Raw genomic sequence first — 17,712 nt, forward strand, 5'->3', positions numbered from 1 at the left:
ATGACGCAATCATCGGAATTTGAGCACCTAAAAAGGCCGGATGAACATCCTGAGGATTTTTCCGGCTACCACCCTAAACACGAAAAATTCAAGTCCACCGGTTTTATCGGTTTGTTCGCGCGTCATAAAGTCGCGCCGAATCTTTTAATGTTCATCATGATTTTGATGGGTATCGTCGCGTTGTTGAAACTCAATGTACAGTTCTTTCCCAATTTTGAGCTTGATTACGCCCAGGTTAGAGTCGTGTGGCCGGGTGCGAATGGTGAGGATGTTGAACGTTCCATTACCGATCCTGTCGAACGGGTTTTGAGGAATATCGATAATCTGGATGAGATGACTTCAACTTCGGCATTAGGTGTGTCGGTGGTGACGCTGAAGTTCAAGGAAGGCACTGACATGATCGAAGCGGTTGATCAGGTCAATCAAAAGGTCAGTGAGTTGCGTAACTTACCGCAAGATGCCGAAAAGCCGATTATTGAGCGGATTATCCGTTATGAGCCAGTTGCTAGGTTGCTGCTGATTGGTGATAACAGTAATTTGAAAGAGTTGCGCTACTTAGCAAGAGAGTTTGAGCGTCAACTATTGGATAAAGGGATTGATAAGGTCGAGTTTGTTGGATTGCCAACAGATGAGATGGCCATCAATATTTCCAAAGATAAGTTGGAGCAGTATGGACTGACCTTGGATCAGTTGAGTAGCCGAATTGCTTCCATGAGTAAGGATATTCCAGCAGGTTCTGTGGGAGATGATGACAGTGTTCGTGACTTGCGTGCAATTCATCAGGGACGCACTGAAACACAGTTTAACCGTATGACGGTAATCTCCAATGACACGCAGAAAATCACATTGGGGCAGTTGGCGGACGTGGAAAAACGTCCGGTTAAAGATGCGCCTTTCCTGATGGTGGATGGGCACCCAGCAATCGAGTTGCGTTTGATGCGCTCGGAAAGCGGCGATACTTTGAAGTCCTCTGAGATCATGCAAAAGTGGTTGGCGAAAACTGAGCCAGCTTTGCCTAAAGGGGTAAAAATCAAGGTTTACGATGAAACTTGGTCGTTGGTCAATCAGCGGATTATGTTGTTGGTGAATAACGGTGTCGGCGGCTTGGTGCTGGTTATCTTGATTTTGTATATATTCATGAACGGTCGTGTAGCCTTTTGGGTTGCCGTGGGGATTCCGGTTTCTTTCATGGCGACTTTGATGATCATGTATTTGGCTGGCGGCAGTATCAATATGGTCAGCCTGTTCGGTCTGATTATGGCGCTGGGGATTATCGTCGACGATGCCATTGTGGTCGGCGAGGATGCATTGGCGCATCATGAAGCTGGCGAGCCTGATCTACAAGCCGCAGAAGGCGGTGCGCATAGAATGCTCGCACCAGTGACGGCATCTTCTATCACAACCATTGCGGCGTTTGTACCTTTGATGATGATTGGCGCAGAGATGGGGAAAATCCTGTTTGCGATTCCTCTGGTGATTATTGCGGTTATCATCGCCTCTTTGTTTGAAAGTTTTACGGTATTGCCCGGGCACTTGAAGCACGCGTTCAAGAAAATAAAACCTGCTGAGCCGGGCAGTATTCGTTATCGACTTGACCGTGCCATTGATCATTTTCGTGAGCGTCAGTTCAGAATGGTGATTCGTTGGGTGTTAAGCCATCGAGCGATTACGATTTCCATCACGCTGGCGATGATGATTTTTGTAATAGGTTTATTGGCAGGGGGACGAATGGCCTTTGTGTTTTTCCCATCGCCTGAATCGACCAAATTAACGGCAGACATTCGTTTTGTGGCGGGGACACCTGCAAAGGTGACGGCGAATTATGTGGATCAAGTCTATCGTGCGCTTTTGAAAACTGAACAGGAATTGGAGCGGGGAATTGTTAAGGTTGCGGTTGTTCATTACAACGAGTCAAGTACTGAGAAGGGTGCAAATTTCGGTAGTGTGAATGTTGAATTGGCAGAGCCGGATCATCGTAAAACTCGAAATGCTCAATTTATCAGAGAGTGGCAAAAAAATGCGGGAACGGTTCCGGGATTGGATGTCTTGTCGATAGAAGCGCCGAGAGCCGGGCCGCCGGGTAGTGATTTAGATGTCCGTATGTGGGGGGTTGCCCCTCAGCAGCTGAAAAAAGCATCGCTGGAAATTCAGCAGGTGTTGGATCAAATTCCTGGTGTGAGTGGTGTGCGGGATGATTTGCCGTATGGTCGTGACCAGTTGGTTTATGAATTGACTCCACAAGGTAAAGCGCTAGGGTTTACCTACACAGGTTTAGGACAGCAGCTTTCAGATGCCTTCTCGGGGCGCTTGTCGCAAATCTTTACACAAGGCGAAGATGAGGTAGAAGTTAGAGTTCAATATCCAAGAGATGAGCAAAAGAGCTTGGCGACATTGGACTCAATGATGGTAACGGCGCCAGATGGTCAGCGAGTATTGCTTAAGTCGGTGGTGCATTGGAAGAGCCAGCAAGGGTTTGATGTCATGCGTCATGTCGATGGACGTTTGGCGGTAAATGTCATTGGTGAGGTTGATAAAACTCGAAACAATGCCAACCGCATTTTGGCGCAGTTGGAACAAAACACCATGCCTAAGCTAGTCGCTAAATATGGTTTCAGCTATTCGTTTGAAGGGCAGAATGCCAATCAGCAAAAAACATTGGGTGACATGAAAATCGGACTGCTAATCGGGTTAACCACCATTTACATTGTGTTGGCGTGGGTGTTCGGATCCTATGGTTGGCCGTTGGTCGTAATGCTGGCGATTCCATTTGGCTTGGTGGGGGCGATCCTTGGACATTGGTGGATGGGATTGGATATGACCATCTTGTCGTTGTTCGGTTTCTTTGGTTTGTCCGGAATCGTGGTGAATGATTCAATTATCTTGGTGAGTTTTTATAAGCGGCTTCGGGAAGAGGGAATGGCAATCAATCAGGCGTTGGAAGAAGCTTCCGTACAGCGTGTGAGGGCAGTACTCTTGACCTCGTTGACCACTATTGCTGGTCTGACTCCGCTGTTGTTTGAGACCTCATTACAGGCGCAGTTCTTGATACCGATGGCGGCTGCGATTGCATTTGGGTTGATGTTCTCGACCCTGTTGATTCTATTGGTGATTCCAAGTGTACTATCTTTGTATGAGCAGGTTCATGAGCGGCTGACTAGCCGCCCAAAACCTCAGGATGCATAGGTTAGTTGTTGGGGGAACCTGGGTTCCAAGGATGGTCGCATCGGATTAATCCGTTTTCGATAGGAGGACAGAAAGTTTCTCCCTCAGATTCTTTCCATGCGCTAAAGCCGCCAGCAAGATTCACTACGTCGGTGTATCCCATCTTTTGCATGGTGTCGGCAGCTAAGGCTCCTCTTCCACCACTTTGGCAAAAAATCAACCATGGCTGGTTCAAATCACCCAGTTTGGGGTTGTGTCCTGCAAATTCGGGATCACACATAGGTTCAAGCATGCCACGTGGAATATGCAATGCCATTGGGATGGTTCCATCCAGATATTCGGCAGCTTCTCTGACATCTAATGGTTTGTAACCTTGGTTGATAAGGTCTTTTGCCGCTTCGCAATCGACTTCACGAATATGTGATTTAGCTTCCGCTACGAATGATTTCAATGATGCGTTCATGATGTTCTCCTGTCGGGTGAGTGGTCACCACCAATCTAGCAAAAAAATAGGTCTGCCGTAAATCGTGGAAATGATAAAAAAACTTCATATTTTTGTGACATATACGTGACATGAACTAAGTAGCCTTGATAAATGATGGATTCAGGGTTTTTTGTTGGTATGTCAATAAATTAAATTAGATTGACCAATGAATAAGAAAACTTGATGATTTTTGTGTTTTGAGCGAAAATGTCCGTCCAAATTTTTACAAAGCGGTTTTGGATTAAACGAATAGGTCGAATTTTTACGTAAAGTTTAATGGTTCAAATCATTACCTGCTAATACCGAATTTTTTTAACTTGAGGGAAGTTGTCAATGCCAACTCGTAGAGAACTTGCAAATGCTATCCGCGCACTAAGTATGGATGCAGTACAAAAAGCCAAATCAGGTCACCCTGGTGCCCCAATGGGTATGGCGGATATTGCCGAAGTACTGTGGAATAGCCACATGAAATTTAACCCAACCAATGCAAAATGGGCGGATAGAGACCGTTTCGTATTGTCAAACGGTCACGGTTCAATGTTGATCTATTCATTGCTACATTTGACCGGTTTCGATTTGGGCATGGAAGACATTAAAAACTTCCGTCAGTTGCATGCTAAAACAGCGGGTCACCCTGAGTACGGTTATGCTGATGGTATTGAAACAACAACTGGTCCTCTAGGGCAAGGGATTACCAATGCTGTAGGTATGGCGATTGCAGAACGTACTTTGGCCGCGCAATTCAACAAGCCTGGTCACACAATTGTTGATCACAACACTTATGTATTCATGGGTGACGGTTGTTTGATGGAAGGTCTGTCTCACGAATCGGCTGCAATGGCAGGTACGCTTGGTCTAGGTAAGTTGATTGCCTTTTGGGATGATAACGATATTTCTATCGATGGTCACATTTCTGACTGGATGGAGCGTGATGTTGCAGGTCGTTTCGAATCCTACGACTGGCACGTTATCCGTGATGTTGATGGTCACAATGCTGATGCTGTTAATGCAGCGATCGAAGCGGCTAAAGCAGAAACTGGTAAGCCAACATTGATTTGTACTCGTACAACAATCGGTTTTGGTTCACCAAACCTATGTGGAACGCATGACTGTCACGGTGCGCCTCTAGGGGATGAAGAAATCAAACTAACGCGTGAAAATCTAGGTTGGGAATACGAGCCATTCGTTATTCCACAAGAGATTTACGATGGTTGGGATCACAAAGCACAAGGTGCGGCTGATGAAGCGGCTTGGAATGCTAAGTTTGAAGCTTACCGTGCTGAATACCCAGCTGAAGCAGCTGAGTTTGAGCGTCGTATGGCGGGTGATTTGCCTGCAAACTTTGAAGTTGAGATGGATAAGTTCATCGCTAAGACTCAAGAAGAAATGCCAAACATCGCTTCTCGTAAAGCGTCTCAAAACGCAATCGAAGCAATGGGTCCACTACTACCAGAAATGTTCGGTGGTTCTGCTGACTTGACTGGTTCTAACCTGACCAACTGGTCTGGTACCGTTAAAGTTAACCATGCTAATGCGAACGGTAACTACCTATCATGGGGTGTTCGTGAATTCGGTATGGCTCACATGATGAACGGTATGGTTCTTCATGGTGGTTTCAAAGTTTATGGTGGTACTTTCTTCATGTTCATGGAATTCATGCGTAACGCGTTGCGTATGTCTGCATTGATGAAGATCGGTACGATCTATGTTTTCACACATGACTCAATCGGTTTGGGTGAAGATGGCCCTACGCATCAGCCAGTAGAACAAATGGCAACTATGCGTGTGATCCCTAATTTCCAAACTTGGCGTGGATGTGATGCAGTTGAATCTGCAGTTTCTTGGAAATTGGCTATGTTGCGTGGCAACGCGCCAACTGCGTTGGTATTCTCTCGTCAAAACTTGACGCCTATGCCGCGTACTGCTGAGCAAGTTAAAAACATCGAGAAAGGTGGATATGTATTGAAAGATTGCGCTGGTACGCCAGACATTATCTTTATCTCGACTGGTTCTGAAGTTGGTTTGGCAGTTGAAGCAGCTGAAGCAATGAACGCGAACGTTCGTGTTGTTTCAATGCCATGTACAGATGCATTTGACGAGCAAGATCAAGCTTACAAGGATTCTGTATTGATTCCTGGTGTTAAGCGTGTTGCGATCGAAGCAGGTGTAGCGGATTCTTGGTACAAGTATGTTGGCCTAGATGGTGGATTCGTTTGCATGAAGAGCTTCGGTGAGTCTGCACCGGCTGGTGATCTGTTCAAAGAGTTTGGTTTCACAGTTGAAAACGTTGTTGCGACTGCGAACAAGGTTCTTGGTAAATAATTTTAGTTAAATGAAACTCAGGTCGGCATCAGCGATGATGTCGGCATAATTTAGGAGTAATAATAATGACAATTAAAGTAGGTATTAACGGTTTTGGTCGTATCGGTCGTATGGCTTTCCGTGCTGCAGCAAAAGATTTCAAAAACATCGAAGTTGTTGCTATCAATGACTTGTTGGATCCAGAATATTTGGCGTACATGTTGAAGTACGATTCTGTTCACGGTCGTTTTGACGGTGATGTTTCTGTTGTTGACGGTAACCTTGTTGTTAACGGTAAAACTATCCGTATCACTGCTGAGCGTAACCCTGCTGACCTTAAGTGGGATGAAGTGGGTGCTGACCTAGTTATCGAATGTACTGGTTTCTTCTTGACTGAAGATTCTTGCCAAGCTCACCTTGACGCTGGTGCGAAGAAAGTTGTTCAATCTGCGCCTTCTAAAGATCACACGCCAATGTTCGTATATGGTGTTAACCACAACGAATACGCTGGTCAAGCAATCGTTTCTGCGGCTTCTTGTACCACTAACGGTTTGGCGCCGGTTGCTAAAGTTCTTAACGACAACTTCGGTATCAAGCGTGGTCTGATGTCTACTGTTCATGCTGCAACTGCAACACAAAAAACAGTTGATGGTCCTTCTTCTAAAGACTGGCGTGGCGGTCGTGGTATTCTTGAGAATATCATTCCTTCTTCAACTGGTGCGGCGAAAGCGGTTGGTAAAGTGTTGCCAGCACTTAACGGTAAACTAACTGGTATGGCTTTCCGTGTGCCTACTTCTGACGTTTCTGTTGTTGACTTGACTGTTGAGTTGGAAAAAGAAGCTTCTTATGACGAAATCTGTGCAGCAATGAAAGCAGCTTCTGAAGGTGCGCTAGCAGGTGTTCTAGGTTACACAGAAGAAGCTAACGTTTCTACTGACTTCCGTGGTGATTCTCACCCATCTATCTTTGACGCTAAAGCGGGTATCGCTCTAGATTCTACTTTCGTTAAAGTAGTTGCTTGGTATGACAACGAGTATGGTTACACTTGTAACATGATGCGCGTTGTTGAGCACGTAGGAAGCAACTAATTTAAAGTTGTAGACTCCAGAAAGGCGAGAGTTTTATCTCGCCTTTCTATTATTGAGTTTTCACTTCAGTATTTTTTTGAGTGCTGAAATGTAAATTTAATATTTCAAACTTATCATTAAAATCCAATGTTGCCTTTTTGACCGAAGGTAATGTTTAAACATTAAAAGAGGACACACTATGTCTGTTATTAAGATGTCTGACCTAAACCTAGCTGGTAAGCGCGTATTGATCCGTGAAGATTTGAACGTGCCAGTCAAGGATGGGAAAGTAACTTCTGATGCGCGTATCCGTGCTTCACTACCAACTATTAAAATGGCTGCTGAAGCAGGTGCAAAAGTAATGTTGATGTCTCACTTGGGTCGTCCTAGCGAAGGTGAATATGCTGAAGAATTCTCTTTGGCGCCAGTTGCAGCTGATCTTTCCGCTAAATTGGGTAAAGAAGTTCGCTTGGTTAAAGACTACCTAGATGGTGGCTTTGATGTAGCAGAAGGTGAAGTTGTTCTACTTGAAAACGTACGTTTCAACGTAGGTGAGAAGAAAAACGACGAAGCTTTGTCTAAAAAATATGCAGCACTTTGTGATGTTTACGTTATGGATGCATTCGGTACAGCTCACCGTGCTCAAGCGTCTACGCATGGTGCAGGTGCATTTGCTGATACAGCTTGTGCAGGTCCTTTGTTGGCAGCTGAGTTGGATGCACTTGGTAAAGCGTTGAACAGTCCTGCGCGTCCAATGGTTGCAATCGTTGGTGGTTCTAAAGTTTCTACTAAGTTGACTGTTCTTGAGTCTTTATCTGAGAAAGTAGATCAGTTGGTTGTTGGTGGTGGTATCGCTAACACTTTCATCGAGGCGGCTGGCTACAATGTTGGTAAATCTTTGTCAGAATCTGACTTGATTCCTACTTGTAAGAAGTTGAACGAAATCATGGAAGCACGTGGTGCAGCTATTCCTTTAGCATCTGATGTTGTTTGTGGTAAAGAATTCTCTGAGTCAGCTGCTGCTGAAACTAAGAACGTAGCGGATGTTGCTGATGATGATATGATTTTCGACATCGGTCCTGACTCTGCAGCAGAATTGGCGACAATCATCAAAAACGCTGGAACAGTTGTTTGGAACGGTCCAGTAGGTGTATTTGAGTTTGACCAGTTTGGTGAAGGTACTAAAGCAATCTCTATGGCGATTGCCGAATCTTCAGCCTTCTCTATTGCTGGTGGCGGTGATACTTTGGCGGCGATTGATAAATACGATATCGCTGATAAAGTTTCTTACATCTCTACTGGTGGTGGCGCTTTCCTTGAGTTCTTGGAAGGTAAAAAACTGCCAGCTGTTGAAATGTTGGAAAACGCAGCTAAGAAGTAATTTTTTTGTATGGTCAACCGAAAATACGGTTGACCATTTTCATTCATTTAGGCATCCATGGTATTTTAGAAAGGCGAGAGGGTGTCTCGGAAAATAAACCTCGATCAGATTGGATGGTGTGTATTTTTCGAGTCATCTTGCTTTCTGAATAGAAATGGATCAAAAGTAAGAGGTAAAAAAATTAAATGTCATCTGGATTAAGACGTACCAAAATCGTTGCAACTTTAGGGCCTGCTACAGATCGCGAAGGCGAAATGGAGAAAATGATTAAGGCTGGTGTTGATGTAGTACGTATCAACATGTCGCATGGTAACCCTCAAGAGCATATTGAAAGAGCAGCAAGAGTTCGTGAACTTGCGGCTAAATTGGACAGAGAAGTCGGTGTACTTGTCGATTTGCAAGGGCCGAAAATTCGTATTGCACGTTTTGCGGAAGGCGCGATCTTTTTGGATCCGGGCGCTAAGTTTGCATTGGACAATAATGTAGACCCACATCAAGGTAACAAAAACGAAGTTGGTTTGACTTATAAGAGTTTGCCTTATGATGTTAAGCCAGGTAACCGTTTGTTGCTAGACGACGGTCGTGTTGTGCTTGATGTTGATGCGGTTGAAGGTGAGCGCGTTCTTTGTACTGTTGTTGTTGGTGGGAAACTTTCCAATAACAAAGGTATCAACTTGTTGGGGGGTGGTTTGTCTGCTTCTGCACTGACAGATAAAGACAAAGAAGATATTTTAACTGCTGCTGAAATTCAAGCGGATTACTTGGCACTGTCTTTCCCGCGTTCTGCTGACGATGTTGAATATTGCAGAAGCTTGGCAGAAAAGGCCGGTTTGCATTGTAGTATCGTTTCGAAAATCGAGCGTGCTGAAGCAGTTAATGATGACTTTACATTGGATAGCATTATTTTGGCTTCTGATGTCATCATGATTGCACGTGGTGACCTTGGTGTTGAGGTTGGTGATGCTCAGTTACCTGCACTTCAGAAGAAAATGATCAAGCGCGCGCGTCAATTGAACCGTGTCACCATTACTGCTACGCAGATGATGGAAACCATGATCGAAAACGCGATTCCAACTCGTGCAGAAGTGTTTGACGTTGCTAACGCGGTTATGGATGGTACAGATGCTGTGATGTTGTCTGGAGAAACGGCTACAGGACATTCTCCTAGTTTGGTTATTCAAACCATGTCAAACATTGCGCATGAAGCTGAGAAGAGCCGTACCGTACGTTCTTCAACACACCGTATGGATGAATCTTTCACTGCTGTTGATGAAACAATTGCAATGGCAGCAATGTATGCAGCGAACCATTTTGATGTGAAGTGTATTGCTACCCTGACTGAGTCTGGTAACACGCCATTGTTGATGTCTCGTATCAGTTCCGGTATTCCAATTATCGCGTTGACACCACACATTGAAACTCGTAGAAAAGTGACTTTGTATCGCGGTGTTTATCCAACAAGTGTTGACTACACTGGAATGACGGACGAAGAAGTTCAGCAAAACATTTTGAAAGAGTTGGTTGCTAGAGGCACTGCTAAGTCAGGTGATCTAGTGATTCTTACCCGCGGTCAAGCAAGAGGCGAAATGGGTGGAACCAACCAAATGGAAATTGTAAAACTGCCTTAAGAAAGCCTGGCAGGTTTTAACCTTAATTTTTTTAACTTTTTAACAGGCATAAAGCTTGTTAAAATACGACGATTTACTTTTAAACTAATAGAGGAGTCTCGCACATGGCGATGATTACACTTCGTGAATTGATGGACTACGCGGCAGAAAACAGCTTTGGTATGCCTGCGTTCAACGTAAACAACATGGAACAAGTTCGCGCTATCATGCGTGCTGCGGATGCTTGTGATTCACCAGTTATCCTTCAGGGTTCTGCTGGTGCGCGTAAATATGCTGGTGAGCCAATGCTTCGTCATATGGTTGCAGCTGCGGTTGAAATGTATCCACACATCCCAGTTGTTATGCACCAAGACCACGGTTCTGATGTTGGTGTTTGTTTGCGTGCAATCCAATCTGGATTCACTTCTGTCATGATGGACGGTTCTTTGATGTCTGACATGAAGACTCCTGCTTCTTACGAGTACAACGCTGGCATCACTGCTGAAGTTGTTAAGATCGCTCACGCTGGCGGTGTTTCTGTTGAAGGTGAGCTTGGATGTCTAGGTTCTCTAGAAACTGGTAAGATGGGTGAAGAAGATGGTCACGGTTCTGATGAAGAACTAGATCACTCAATGCTTTTGACTGATCCTGAAGAAGCTGCACAGTTCGTTAAAGATACTAACGTTGACTGTTTGGCTGTTGCGGTTGGTACTTCTCACGGTGCTTACAAGTTCACTTCTAAGCCATCTGATGATGTTCTTAAAATCGACCAAATCGCTAAAATCCACAAGCGTATCCCTGATACTCATATCGTAATGCACGGTTCTTCTTCTGTTCCAGAAGAGTGGTTGGAAATCATCAACAACTACGGTGGTGACATGGGGCAAACTTATGGTGTTCCTGTTGAAGCTATCGTTGAAGGTATCAAGCACGGTGTTCGTAAAGTTAATATCGATACTGACTTGCGTATGGCGTCTACTGGTGCGATCCGTAAGCACTTGCATGACAACCCAGCTAACTTCGACCCACGTAAGTTCTTCAACGCTGCTGAAAACGCAATGATGGAAATCTGTAAAGCACGTTTCGAAGCATTCGGTTGTGCGGGTCATGCTGCTAAGATCAAGTCTGTTGGTCTTGAAGTAATGCAAGCTCGTTACGCTTCTGGTTCTTTGGATCAACGCGTTAATTAATCAACGGTTAACTTGTTAATCGCTTTTGATTAAGCCTGAAAAAGCCCGATTTTATCGGGCTTTTTTGTTTCTGGAAAATAAAAAGGGAAAGCTATGTGTGTTGGAATCGTTCTAGCGTTGGCACTTCTACTGTTGTACTACTCTGATGTCGTTGTGAGTGATATGGCGTTGAGTGAGCAGGTGGGTAATCAGACTGTTGTCATTGCAACAGGATGGGAAGTTGCTGGACAGCTTTGGCCTCTAATGCTGTTGGCGGCAGTGCTAGGAATAATGCTGCTATTAATTTTTTTGAAAATGAAGAAAATACTGTAAAGCGTCGGTTAAAACTTCAGTTAAGGCTTCTTCTGAATGAGAGTGTTCACCAGTTCACGGCTTAGCGTGTTTGGCTCCCGACTCTCTGAGTAAGGGCAGTAGAACACTGGGCTTTCAACAAGCGACTCAATACCTTGAGTAAAACGATTGGTTGGGTGTAAGTGGTTGATGATGATTGCAGCAGTGCTTAACCCTCGGCTAGATATTGCTTCAAGGCTCAATAAAGCGTGATTGATGCAGCCCAAACGATCGCCAACGACCAGAATTACAGGGTAACCGAGTTTGACCGCTAAATCAGCGTTTAGTCCATCTATTGCTAAGGGTGAGTAGAACCCTCCAGCACCTTCCACAAAAACCATTTCATCTGGATTGTCAGTCTGGCAGTTCTGAGTCAGATCATCAATCGTCAAAAAGGAATTGTTCAGTTCCATTGCCAGTTTAGGAGAAACAGGCTGTTCAAAAAGGTAAGGGCAGACTTGCTTTAGACTGTTAGTGGTTTTGAAGGCTGAGTGAAGGAAAGCAGCGTCCTCTGATTCGAGGCTTCCATCAGGTTTTACAATACAACCCGATGCGACAGGTTTGCGAGGTGTGGCGTGAATGCCATAGGTGAAAAGGGTGTGTCCAATCGAGCCAGTAACAAAGGTTTTTCCAATTTCGGTATCGGTGCCCGTGATGAAAAAGCCTTTGTTATTTGTAGGGTTGATTGTTTTGCTCATGAGTTTGTCAGTTAAGCCTTTACCCCAACCTGGTAGATTTTTATCAATTACAGGTTTTCCATCAAGCGGGACTGCGCTTCTTGATATTTCTGTAGAGTCATATCAACGATTTCTTCTGGAAGCTCTGGGCCGGGTGCAGTTTTGTCCCAATCTAGTGATTCCAAGTAATCGCGAATGTACTGTTTATCAAAGCTGTCTGGATTTTTGCCGACTTGGTAAGTCTTAGCTGGCCAGAAACGAGAACTGTCTGGAGTCAATGCTTCATCAATTAGGTGGATGACGCCATTTTCATCTTCACCAAACTCGAACTTAGTATCGGCGATGATGATGCCGCGTTCGGCAGCGAATTCCGAAGCCATTTTGTAAAGGGCTAGGCTGTATTCCTTAACCTTTTGCGCGCGCTCCTCACCCATCAGTTTGACCACTTCTTCAAAAGAGATGTTTTCATCATGCTCACCAACAGCCGCTTTGGTTGATGGAGTGAAAAGTGGTTCAGGCAGTTGCTCTGCCTTTTTGAGTCCTTCCGGTAGCGGAATGCCGCAGACAGTTTGCGTTTTTTTGTACTCTTTCCAACCTGAGCCTACCAAGTAGCCGCGAACGATAGCTTCAACCGGTAGTGGCTTAAGCTTTTTAACAACCATGCCTCTGCCTTGGATCTGTTCAAGTTCTTCCGGGGTAAGAATATCTGCCAGGGTGACGTCATCAGCCAATTGGTTTGGAAGAATGTCTGCGGCCTTTTTCATCCAGAAAACCGCAGTTTCAGTCAGAATGCGTCCCTTTCCAGGGATAGGCGTTGGCAGCACCACGTCAAAAGCAGAAATTCGGTCTGTGGTGACGATCAACAGGTGCTTGTCGTCAACATCATAAAGGTCGCGCACTTTACCTTTGTTGATTAAAGGAAGGCTGGTTAGGTTTGATTCGTACAGAGGTTTCATTTGTCGGATTCCTGCTGGGTGTCTTTGGACTTTTCGTTGTTCACAAGGCTGCGTTCTAAATTGTTACGGTCTTCATAAGGCAGTTTCAAATGACCGTAACGGATAATCAAGACAGTGGCCGCAATCAATACCATCGTCACCGCAATCGCGATGATTTGCATGCTTTCCAGGTTTTTCATGTCTAGGATAAGGTAGCGCGCTAAAGCGATGATGGCAATGTATAGTGGAAAACGGATCGGCAATTTACCTGAATCAAGATAAATAGCGACCATTGCCAGAACCTCAAGATAGAGGAACATCAGTAGCAAATCTGCCAGCGTTACCTTCATGGCTTTAAACATGCTGATCACTTCTGTCGCGCCTGCAACAACGGTCGCGATGGCGATAATGATTAGACCAATGACTTCCGTCATGCGGATTGAGCGCTTGACGGTTCTTAGACCTGGATAGTGTTCCATTTGCTTCTCATAGCTCCTAAAAATTTTTCGCTTATTATCACAAATTTGGAAAGGAATCGGGTGGTTTTTCTGAATCAGAATCTTTTATATCGCATAAGTCTGAAATGCCTGGGTGAAACTTATACGAAACGGGCATGAAATCATGGTTAATTTTGATCGTCTCTGCTAAAATTAGCTCAATTTTTTAACAAGTTTAGAATGCTAAGGATATAAATCATGGCTAAAAAAGAAAACTGGATTGCGCCTTCCATTTTGTCAGCTGACTTTGCGCAATTAGGTAAAGATGTAAAAGACGTTATCGCTGCGGGTGCGGATGTTGTTCACTTTGACGTAATGGATAACCATTATGTTCCTAACTTGACGATTGGACCTTTGGTTTGTGAGTCATTGAAAAACTTCATGGTTCGCGAAGACGTTAAAGCACCAATCGATGTACATTTGATGGTGAAGCCAGTTGATCAGTTGATTGGTGACTTCGCGAATGCTGGTGCAGATTACATTACTTTCCATCCAGAAGCTTCTGCGCACATTGATCGTTCTTTGCAATTGATTAAAGGCGCTGGCTGTAAAGCAGGTTTGGTATTTAATCCAGCAACCTCTTTGAGCTACCTTGAGCACGTATTGGATAAAATCGATATGATTTTGATCATGTCTGTTAACCCTGGTTTCGGTGGTCAAGCATTCATTCCTCAAGCACTAGAGAAATTGAAAGCGGCTCGTAAGATGATTGACGAGTCAGGTTGTGACATCCGTCTTGAAATCGATGGTGGTGTTAAAGTAGAAAATATTGCGGAAGTGGCTGCGGCTGGTTGCGATACATTCGTATCTGGTTCTGGTATTTTCGGTAAGGCGAATGCTTCTGATGCGAACCGTTATGACACGGTGATCAAGCAAATGCGTGAAGAGCTAGCGAAAGCTTAATTTTCAAAACGCATTCACTACGCATTGCGTCCCTTTGGTATGAAGGGATTATTGATACGCCAGCCTTGCTGGCGTTTTTGCCATTAAAACAATAAAGAATTTGCAAGGCAGAAAAGTTCTGCCAGCTGACTTGCTTACAGAGAAGAAGCAGTCATAAGAGGTAGGTTGCAAACCTAACGAATAATTTGGAAAACAAGATGTCGATTGAAAAAATTAAACCTGGATTTGTGTTGATTGATTTGGACGGAACGTTGATTGACAGCGTACCGGATTTGGCCTACTGTGTCGATGAGATGATGAAGCAACTGGGTATGCCGGTTCGCGGTGAAGATGCGGTTAGAGACTGGGTTGGTAACGGTGTTCAACGTTTGACAGAACGTGCTTTGATTAACTCTGTGGAAGGTATGCCGGATCAGGATTTGATGGACAAAGCCTATCCGATTTTCTTGGAGTTGTACAAACACAATACTTCACAACGTTCTCGCGTTTATGACGGCGTTGTTGACGGTATCAAATGGATGAAAGCGCAGGGGTACCGCGTGGCTTGTGTGACCAACAAGGCCGAAGCGTTCACCGTTCCGCTGTTGAAAGATAAAGGTCTTTTTGACTTCTTTGAAGTAGTGGTTTCCGGTGATACTTGTGCTGAGAAAAAGCCGCATCCAATGCCGTTGCTGTATGCCGCAGAGCAGCTGGGCGTAGAGCCTGAAAATGCTTTAATGATTGGGGATTCTCAGTCAGACGTCAAAGCAGCAAGAGCAGCAGGATTCCATATTTTCTGTATGACTTACGGGTACAATCATGGTGAAGACATCCGTAACTATAACCCAGATGCAGTCATGGATTCTTTCATGGAGTTGCCGAACTACTTAGAATCGGCAAATTGATTCAAAATTAACTAAAGGAAGCTTGTTAGATATGTCTTTTATCAAATCGTTTTTCATTGTTGTGACTAAACCCTTATGGTGCTCAGTACAGGGTTTGTGGCAACTTTGGCGATTGAAAAGATATGAAAGACAGCAAACAAACATCCGAAACAGTTAATTGAGAGATCAACAAAATGAGCAATCCACATTTTAGCCGACTGGCTAACCAAGGCTACAAAACCACTCCGGTCATGCATACCATGCTGTCCGATTACGAAACCCCATTGAGCGTTTACCATAAGGTCGCCAACCAGCCGCAAAGCTACTTGTTTGAATCCGTGCAGGGTGGTGACAAATGGGGTCGTTACTCTATTATCGGTTTGCCATGCTCCAAACGTCTGATCGTGAAAGGTCATCAGATTACGCTGATGGATGGTGATGCGGTTCTTGAGCAGCAAGTCTCTGATGATCCGCTGGCTTGGATAGAAGCTTTCCAAAACCGTTTCAAGGTGTACCCAGAAGCAGGCATGCCAGCATTCAGCGGCGGCTTGGTCGGTTATTTCGGTTATGACGCCGTGCGCTATATGGAAAAACGTCTTCAGAACTCCGTTCCTGAACGTGATGACATCGGAGCGCCGGACATCGTATTGTTGGTTTCTGAAGAAGTGGTGGTGTTCGACAACCTAAGTGGCCAGTTGCATATCATTGTGCATGCTGATTTGTCGCAGGCTGATGCAGAAGCAAAAGCGCAAAAGCGCATTTCGGAAATTGCAGATCAAATTCGCACCGCAATGCCGGTACCAAGTGAACCTGAACCTTCGAAGCTGTTAGGTGAACAGGACTTTCATTCCAGTTTTGGTGAAGAAGAATTCAAACAAGCAGTTGCCCGTATCAAAGAGTACATCTTGGCGGGTGATGCCATGCAGATTGTTATCTCCCAACAAATGTCCGTGGATTTCGAACACGAACCAATGGACCTGTATCGTGCATTGCGTCATCTGAATCCTTCACCTTACATGTTCTTCGTAGATTTGGGCGAATTGCAAATTGTCGGTTCATCTCCTGAAATTCTTGTGCGCTTGGAAGACAATAAAGTAACGGTTCGTCCGATTGCTGGTACACGTCGTCGTGGCACAACACCTGAGAGAGACAAAGCGCTGGAAGAAGATTTGCTGGCAGACCCTAAAGAGATTGCCGAGCATTTGATGCTAATTGACTTGGGACGTAATGATGTCGGTCGTATCGCGCAGGTCGGTAGTGTCGAGTTGACAGAGAAAATGGTGGTCGAGCGTTATTCGCATGTGATGCATATTGTCTCCAATGTGAACGGCGATTTGAAGCCGGGCATGAGTCCGATGGATGTGTTGCGTGCAACTTTCCCAGCAGGAACGGTCTCAGGCGCGCCGAAAATCCGTGCAATGGAAATTATCGATGAGCTGGAACCCGTTAAACGTGGTATTTATGCCGGTGCCGTCGGTTACCTTGGGTGGCACGGTAATATGGATACCGCCATCGCTATTCGCACCGCGGTCATCAAGGATAAGAAATTATTCGTGCAGGCGGGTGCCGGTATCGTGGCTGACTCTGTGCCTCAGTCAGAGTGGGATGAAACCATGAACAAAGGGCGTGCGGTATTTAAAGCCGTCGAGTTTGTTCAAAATGGTTTGAAAGCAGCAAATCCTGATGCTGGGCATCGCTAGTTAGCCGGAGAAAAAATTATGTTATTGATGATTGATAATTACGATTCCTTCACCTACAACCTGGTGCAGTATTTCGGTGAGTTGGGTCAGCAGGTTGAAGTGTATCGCAATGACCAGATTGATTTGCAGACCATTGAAAACCTTAACCCGGATTATTTGGTGATTTCTCCTGGCCCTTGTACGCCGACAGAAGCCGGTATTTCCGTGGAAGCTATTCATCACTTTGCGGGTAAAGTGCCGATTTTAGGCGTTTGCCTTGGGCACCAATCCATCGGTCAGGCATTCGGTGGGAACATCATTCGCGCCAAGCACGTCATGCACGGCAAAACTTCTCCTGTTTATCACCATAATGTAGGCTGTTTCACTGGGTTGCCAAACCCTGTGCAAACCACGCGCTATCATTCACTTGTGATTGAAAAGGAGACTTTGCCGGAGTGTTTGGAAATCACTGCTTGGACACAGGATGAAGACGGTAATTTTGATGAAATCATGGGGGTTCGTCATAAAACCCTGCCGATTGAAGGGGTGCAATTCCACCCTGAGTCGATTCTTACCGAGCAAGGTCATGCCATGCTGAAAAATTTCTTAGAACAAAATAACGGGCAAAAGTAGAGG

At 44.9% G+C, this 17,712-nt stretch carries 15 protein-coding genes; 11 read left to right on the forward strand and 4 right to left on the reverse strand.

Features of this window, described 5'->3' with window-relative positions; all coding sequences use genetic code 11:
- Complete coding sequence (locus tag HVMH_RS01455; protein ID WP_029910681.1) at positions 1-3,183, forward strand: efflux RND transporter permease subunit; 3,183 nt, start codon at positions 1-3, stop codon at positions 3,181-3,183.
- Position 3,184: 1 nt separating this feature from the next.
- Here the strand turns inward: HVMH_RS01455 and HVMH_RS01460 are convergent, their stop codons facing one another.
- On the reverse strand, positions 3,185-3,625 hold the full coding sequence (locus HVMH_RS01460) for a rhodanese-like domain-containing protein (protein WP_051623033.1): 441 nt from the start codon (positions 3,623-3,625) through the stop codon (positions 3,185-3,187).
- Positions 3,626-3,979: 354 nt separating this feature from the next.
- Here HVMH_RS01460 and tkt point away from each other — a divergent pair, with 354 nt between their 5' ends.
- From tkt to HVMH_RS01490, 6 genes are all read left to right on the forward strand, one after another.
- A complete protein-coding gene (gene tkt, locus HVMH_RS01465; RefSeq protein WP_029910676.1) occupies positions 3,980-5,968 on the forward strand; it encodes a transketolase in 1,989 nt (662 codons plus the stop codon).
- Between the two features lie 65 nt (positions 5,969-6,033).
- On the forward strand, positions 6,034-7,035 hold the full coding sequence (gap, locus tag HVMH_RS01470; RefSeq protein WP_029910673.1) for a type I glyceraldehyde-3-phosphate dehydrogenase: 1,002 nt from the start codon (positions 6,034-6,036) through the stop codon (positions 7,033-7,035).
- Positions 7,036-7,213: 178 nt separating this feature from the next.
- A complete protein-coding gene (locus HVMH_RS01475) occupies positions 7,214-8,395 on the forward strand; it encodes a phosphoglycerate kinase (protein WP_029910670.1) in 1,182 nt (393 codons plus the stop codon).
- A gap of 185 nt (positions 8,396-8,580) precedes the next feature.
- Positions 8,581-10,023: a pyruvate kinase gene (gene pyk, locus HVMH_RS01480; protein ID WP_029910668.1), complete on the forward strand. Its 1,443-nt coding sequence runs from the start codon at positions 8,581-8,583 to the stop codon at positions 10,021-10,023.
- A gap of 104 nt (positions 10,024-10,127) precedes the next feature.
- Positions 10,128-11,192: a class II fructose-bisphosphate aldolase gene (fba, locus tag HVMH_RS01485; RefSeq protein ID WP_029910666.1), complete on the forward strand. Its 1,065-nt coding sequence runs from the start codon at positions 10,128-10,130 to the stop codon at positions 11,190-11,192.
- A 93-nt stretch (positions 11,193-11,285) separates the two neighbouring features.
- Positions 11,286-11,504 carry a hypothetical protein gene (locus HVMH_RS01490; protein ID WP_035629981.1) on the forward strand — a complete coding sequence of 73 codons (219 nt, stop codon included), beginning with the start codon at positions 11,286-11,288 and terminating at the stop codon, positions 11,502-11,504.
- A gap of 20 nt (positions 11,505-11,524) precedes the next feature.
- Here HVMH_RS01490 and bioD read toward each other — a convergent pair whose 3' ends face one another.
- From bioD to HVMH_RS01505, 3 genes are read right to left on the reverse strand one after another with little or no spacing between them, the layout of a single operon-like run.
- Positions 11,525-12,220, reverse strand: a complete 696-nt coding sequence (gene bioD / locus HVMH_RS01495; RefSeq protein WP_051623032.1) for a dethiobiotin synthase — start codon at positions 12,218-12,220, stop codon at positions 11,525-11,527.
- A gap of 47 nt (positions 12,221-12,267) precedes the next feature.
- Positions 12,268-13,155 (reverse strand): phosphoribosylaminoimidazolesuccinocarboxamide synthase, encoded by an 888-nt coding sequence (locus tag HVMH_RS01500; RefSeq protein WP_029910659.1) that lies wholly within the window; start codon positions 13,153-13,155, stop codon positions 12,268-12,270.
- Complete coding sequence (locus HVMH_RS01505) at positions 13,152-13,613, reverse strand: phosphate-starvation-inducible protein PsiE (RefSeq protein ID WP_051623031.1); 462 nt, start codon at positions 13,611-13,613, stop codon at positions 13,152-13,154. The genes HVMH_RS01500 and HVMH_RS01505 overlap by 4 nt, the downstream gene beginning before the upstream one ends.
- Before the next feature lie 216 nt (positions 13,614-13,829).
- Between HVMH_RS01505 and rpe the strand changes: the two genes are divergently transcribed.
- From rpe to HVMH_RS01525, 4 genes are all read left to right on the forward strand, one after another.
- Positions 13,830-14,534: a ribulose-phosphate 3-epimerase gene (gene rpe / locus HVMH_RS01510; RefSeq protein WP_029910655.1), complete on the forward strand. Its 705-nt coding sequence runs from the start codon at positions 13,830-13,832 to the stop codon at positions 14,532-14,534.
- A gap of 197 nt (positions 14,535-14,731) precedes the next feature.
- Entirely contained in the window at positions 14,732-15,418 is a 687-nt protein-coding gene (locus tag HVMH_RS01515) for a phosphoglycolate phosphatase (RefSeq protein WP_029910651.1), read from the forward strand.
- Between the two features lie 173 nt (positions 15,419-15,591).
- Complete coding sequence (gene trpE / locus HVMH_RS01520; RefSeq protein ID WP_029910648.1) at positions 15,592-17,097, forward strand: anthranilate synthase component I; 1,506 nt, start codon at positions 15,592-15,594, stop codon at positions 17,095-17,097.
- An 18-nt stretch (positions 17,098-17,115) separates the two neighbouring features.
- On the forward strand, positions 17,116-17,709 hold the full coding sequence (locus HVMH_RS01525) for an aminodeoxychorismate/anthranilate synthase component II (protein WP_029910645.1): 594 nt from the start codon (positions 17,116-17,118) through the stop codon (positions 17,707-17,709).
- Positions 17,710-17,712: the final 3 nt, after the last annotated feature.

The organism is Hydrogenovibrio marinus, from assembly GCF_013340845.1.
GTDB classification, from domain to species: Bacteria; Pseudomonadota; Gammaproteobacteria; order Thiomicrospirales; family Thiomicrospiraceae; genus Hydrogenovibrio; species Hydrogenovibrio marinus.

Bases quoted from the DNA above. Each gene is read 5' to 3' on its own strand.
- HVMH_RS01455 (WP_029910681.1), top strand. From the start codon at position 1: ATGACGCAATCATCGGAATTTGAGCACCTAAAAAGGCCGGATGAACAT.
- HVMH_RS01460 (WP_051623033.1), bottom strand. From the start codon at position 3,625: ATGAACGCATCATTGAAATCATTCGTAGCGGAAGCTAAATCACATATT.
- tkt (WP_029910676.1), top strand. From the start codon at position 3,980: ATGCCAACTCGTAGAGAACTTGCAAATGCTATCCGCGCACTAAGTATG.
- gap (WP_029910673.1), top strand. From the start codon at position 6,034: ATGACAATTAAAGTAGGTATTAACGGTTTTGGTCGTATCGGTCGTATG.
- HVMH_RS01475 (WP_029910670.1), top strand. From the start codon at position 7,214: ATGTCTGTTATTAAGATGTCTGACCTAAACCTAGCTGGTAAGCGCGTA.
- pyk (WP_029910668.1), top strand. From the start codon at position 8,581: ATGTCATCTGGATTAAGACGTACCAAAATCGTTGCAACTTTAGGGCCT.
- fba (WP_029910666.1), top strand. From the start codon at position 10,128: ATGGCGATGATTACACTTCGTGAATTGATGGACTACGCGGCAGAAAAC.
- HVMH_RS01490 (WP_035629981.1), top strand. From the start codon at position 11,286: ATGTGTGTTGGAATCGTTCTAGCGTTGGCACTTCTACTGTTGTACTAC.
- bioD (WP_051623032.1), bottom strand. From the start codon at position 12,220: ATGAGCAAAACAATCAACCCTACAAATAACAAAGGCTTTTTCATCACG.
- HVMH_RS01500 (WP_029910659.1), bottom strand. From the start codon at position 13,155: ATGAAACCTCTGTACGAATCAAACCTAACCAGCCTTCCTTTAATCAAC.
- HVMH_RS01505 (WP_051623031.1), bottom strand. From the start codon at position 13,613: ATGGAACACTATCCAGGTCTAAGAACCGTCAAGCGCTCAATCCGCATG.
- rpe (WP_029910655.1), top strand. From the start codon at position 13,830: ATGGCTAAAAAAGAAAACTGGATTGCGCCTTCCATTTTGTCAGCTGAC.
- HVMH_RS01515 (WP_029910651.1), top strand. From the start codon at position 14,732: ATGTCGATTGAAAAAATTAAACCTGGATTTGTGTTGATTGATTTGGAC.
- trpE (WP_029910648.1), top strand. From the start codon at position 15,592: ATGAGCAATCCACATTTTAGCCGACTGGCTAACCAAGGCTACAAAACC.
- HVMH_RS01525 (WP_029910645.1), top strand. From the start codon at position 17,116: ATGTTATTGATGATTGATAATTACGATTCCTTCACCTACAACCTGGTG.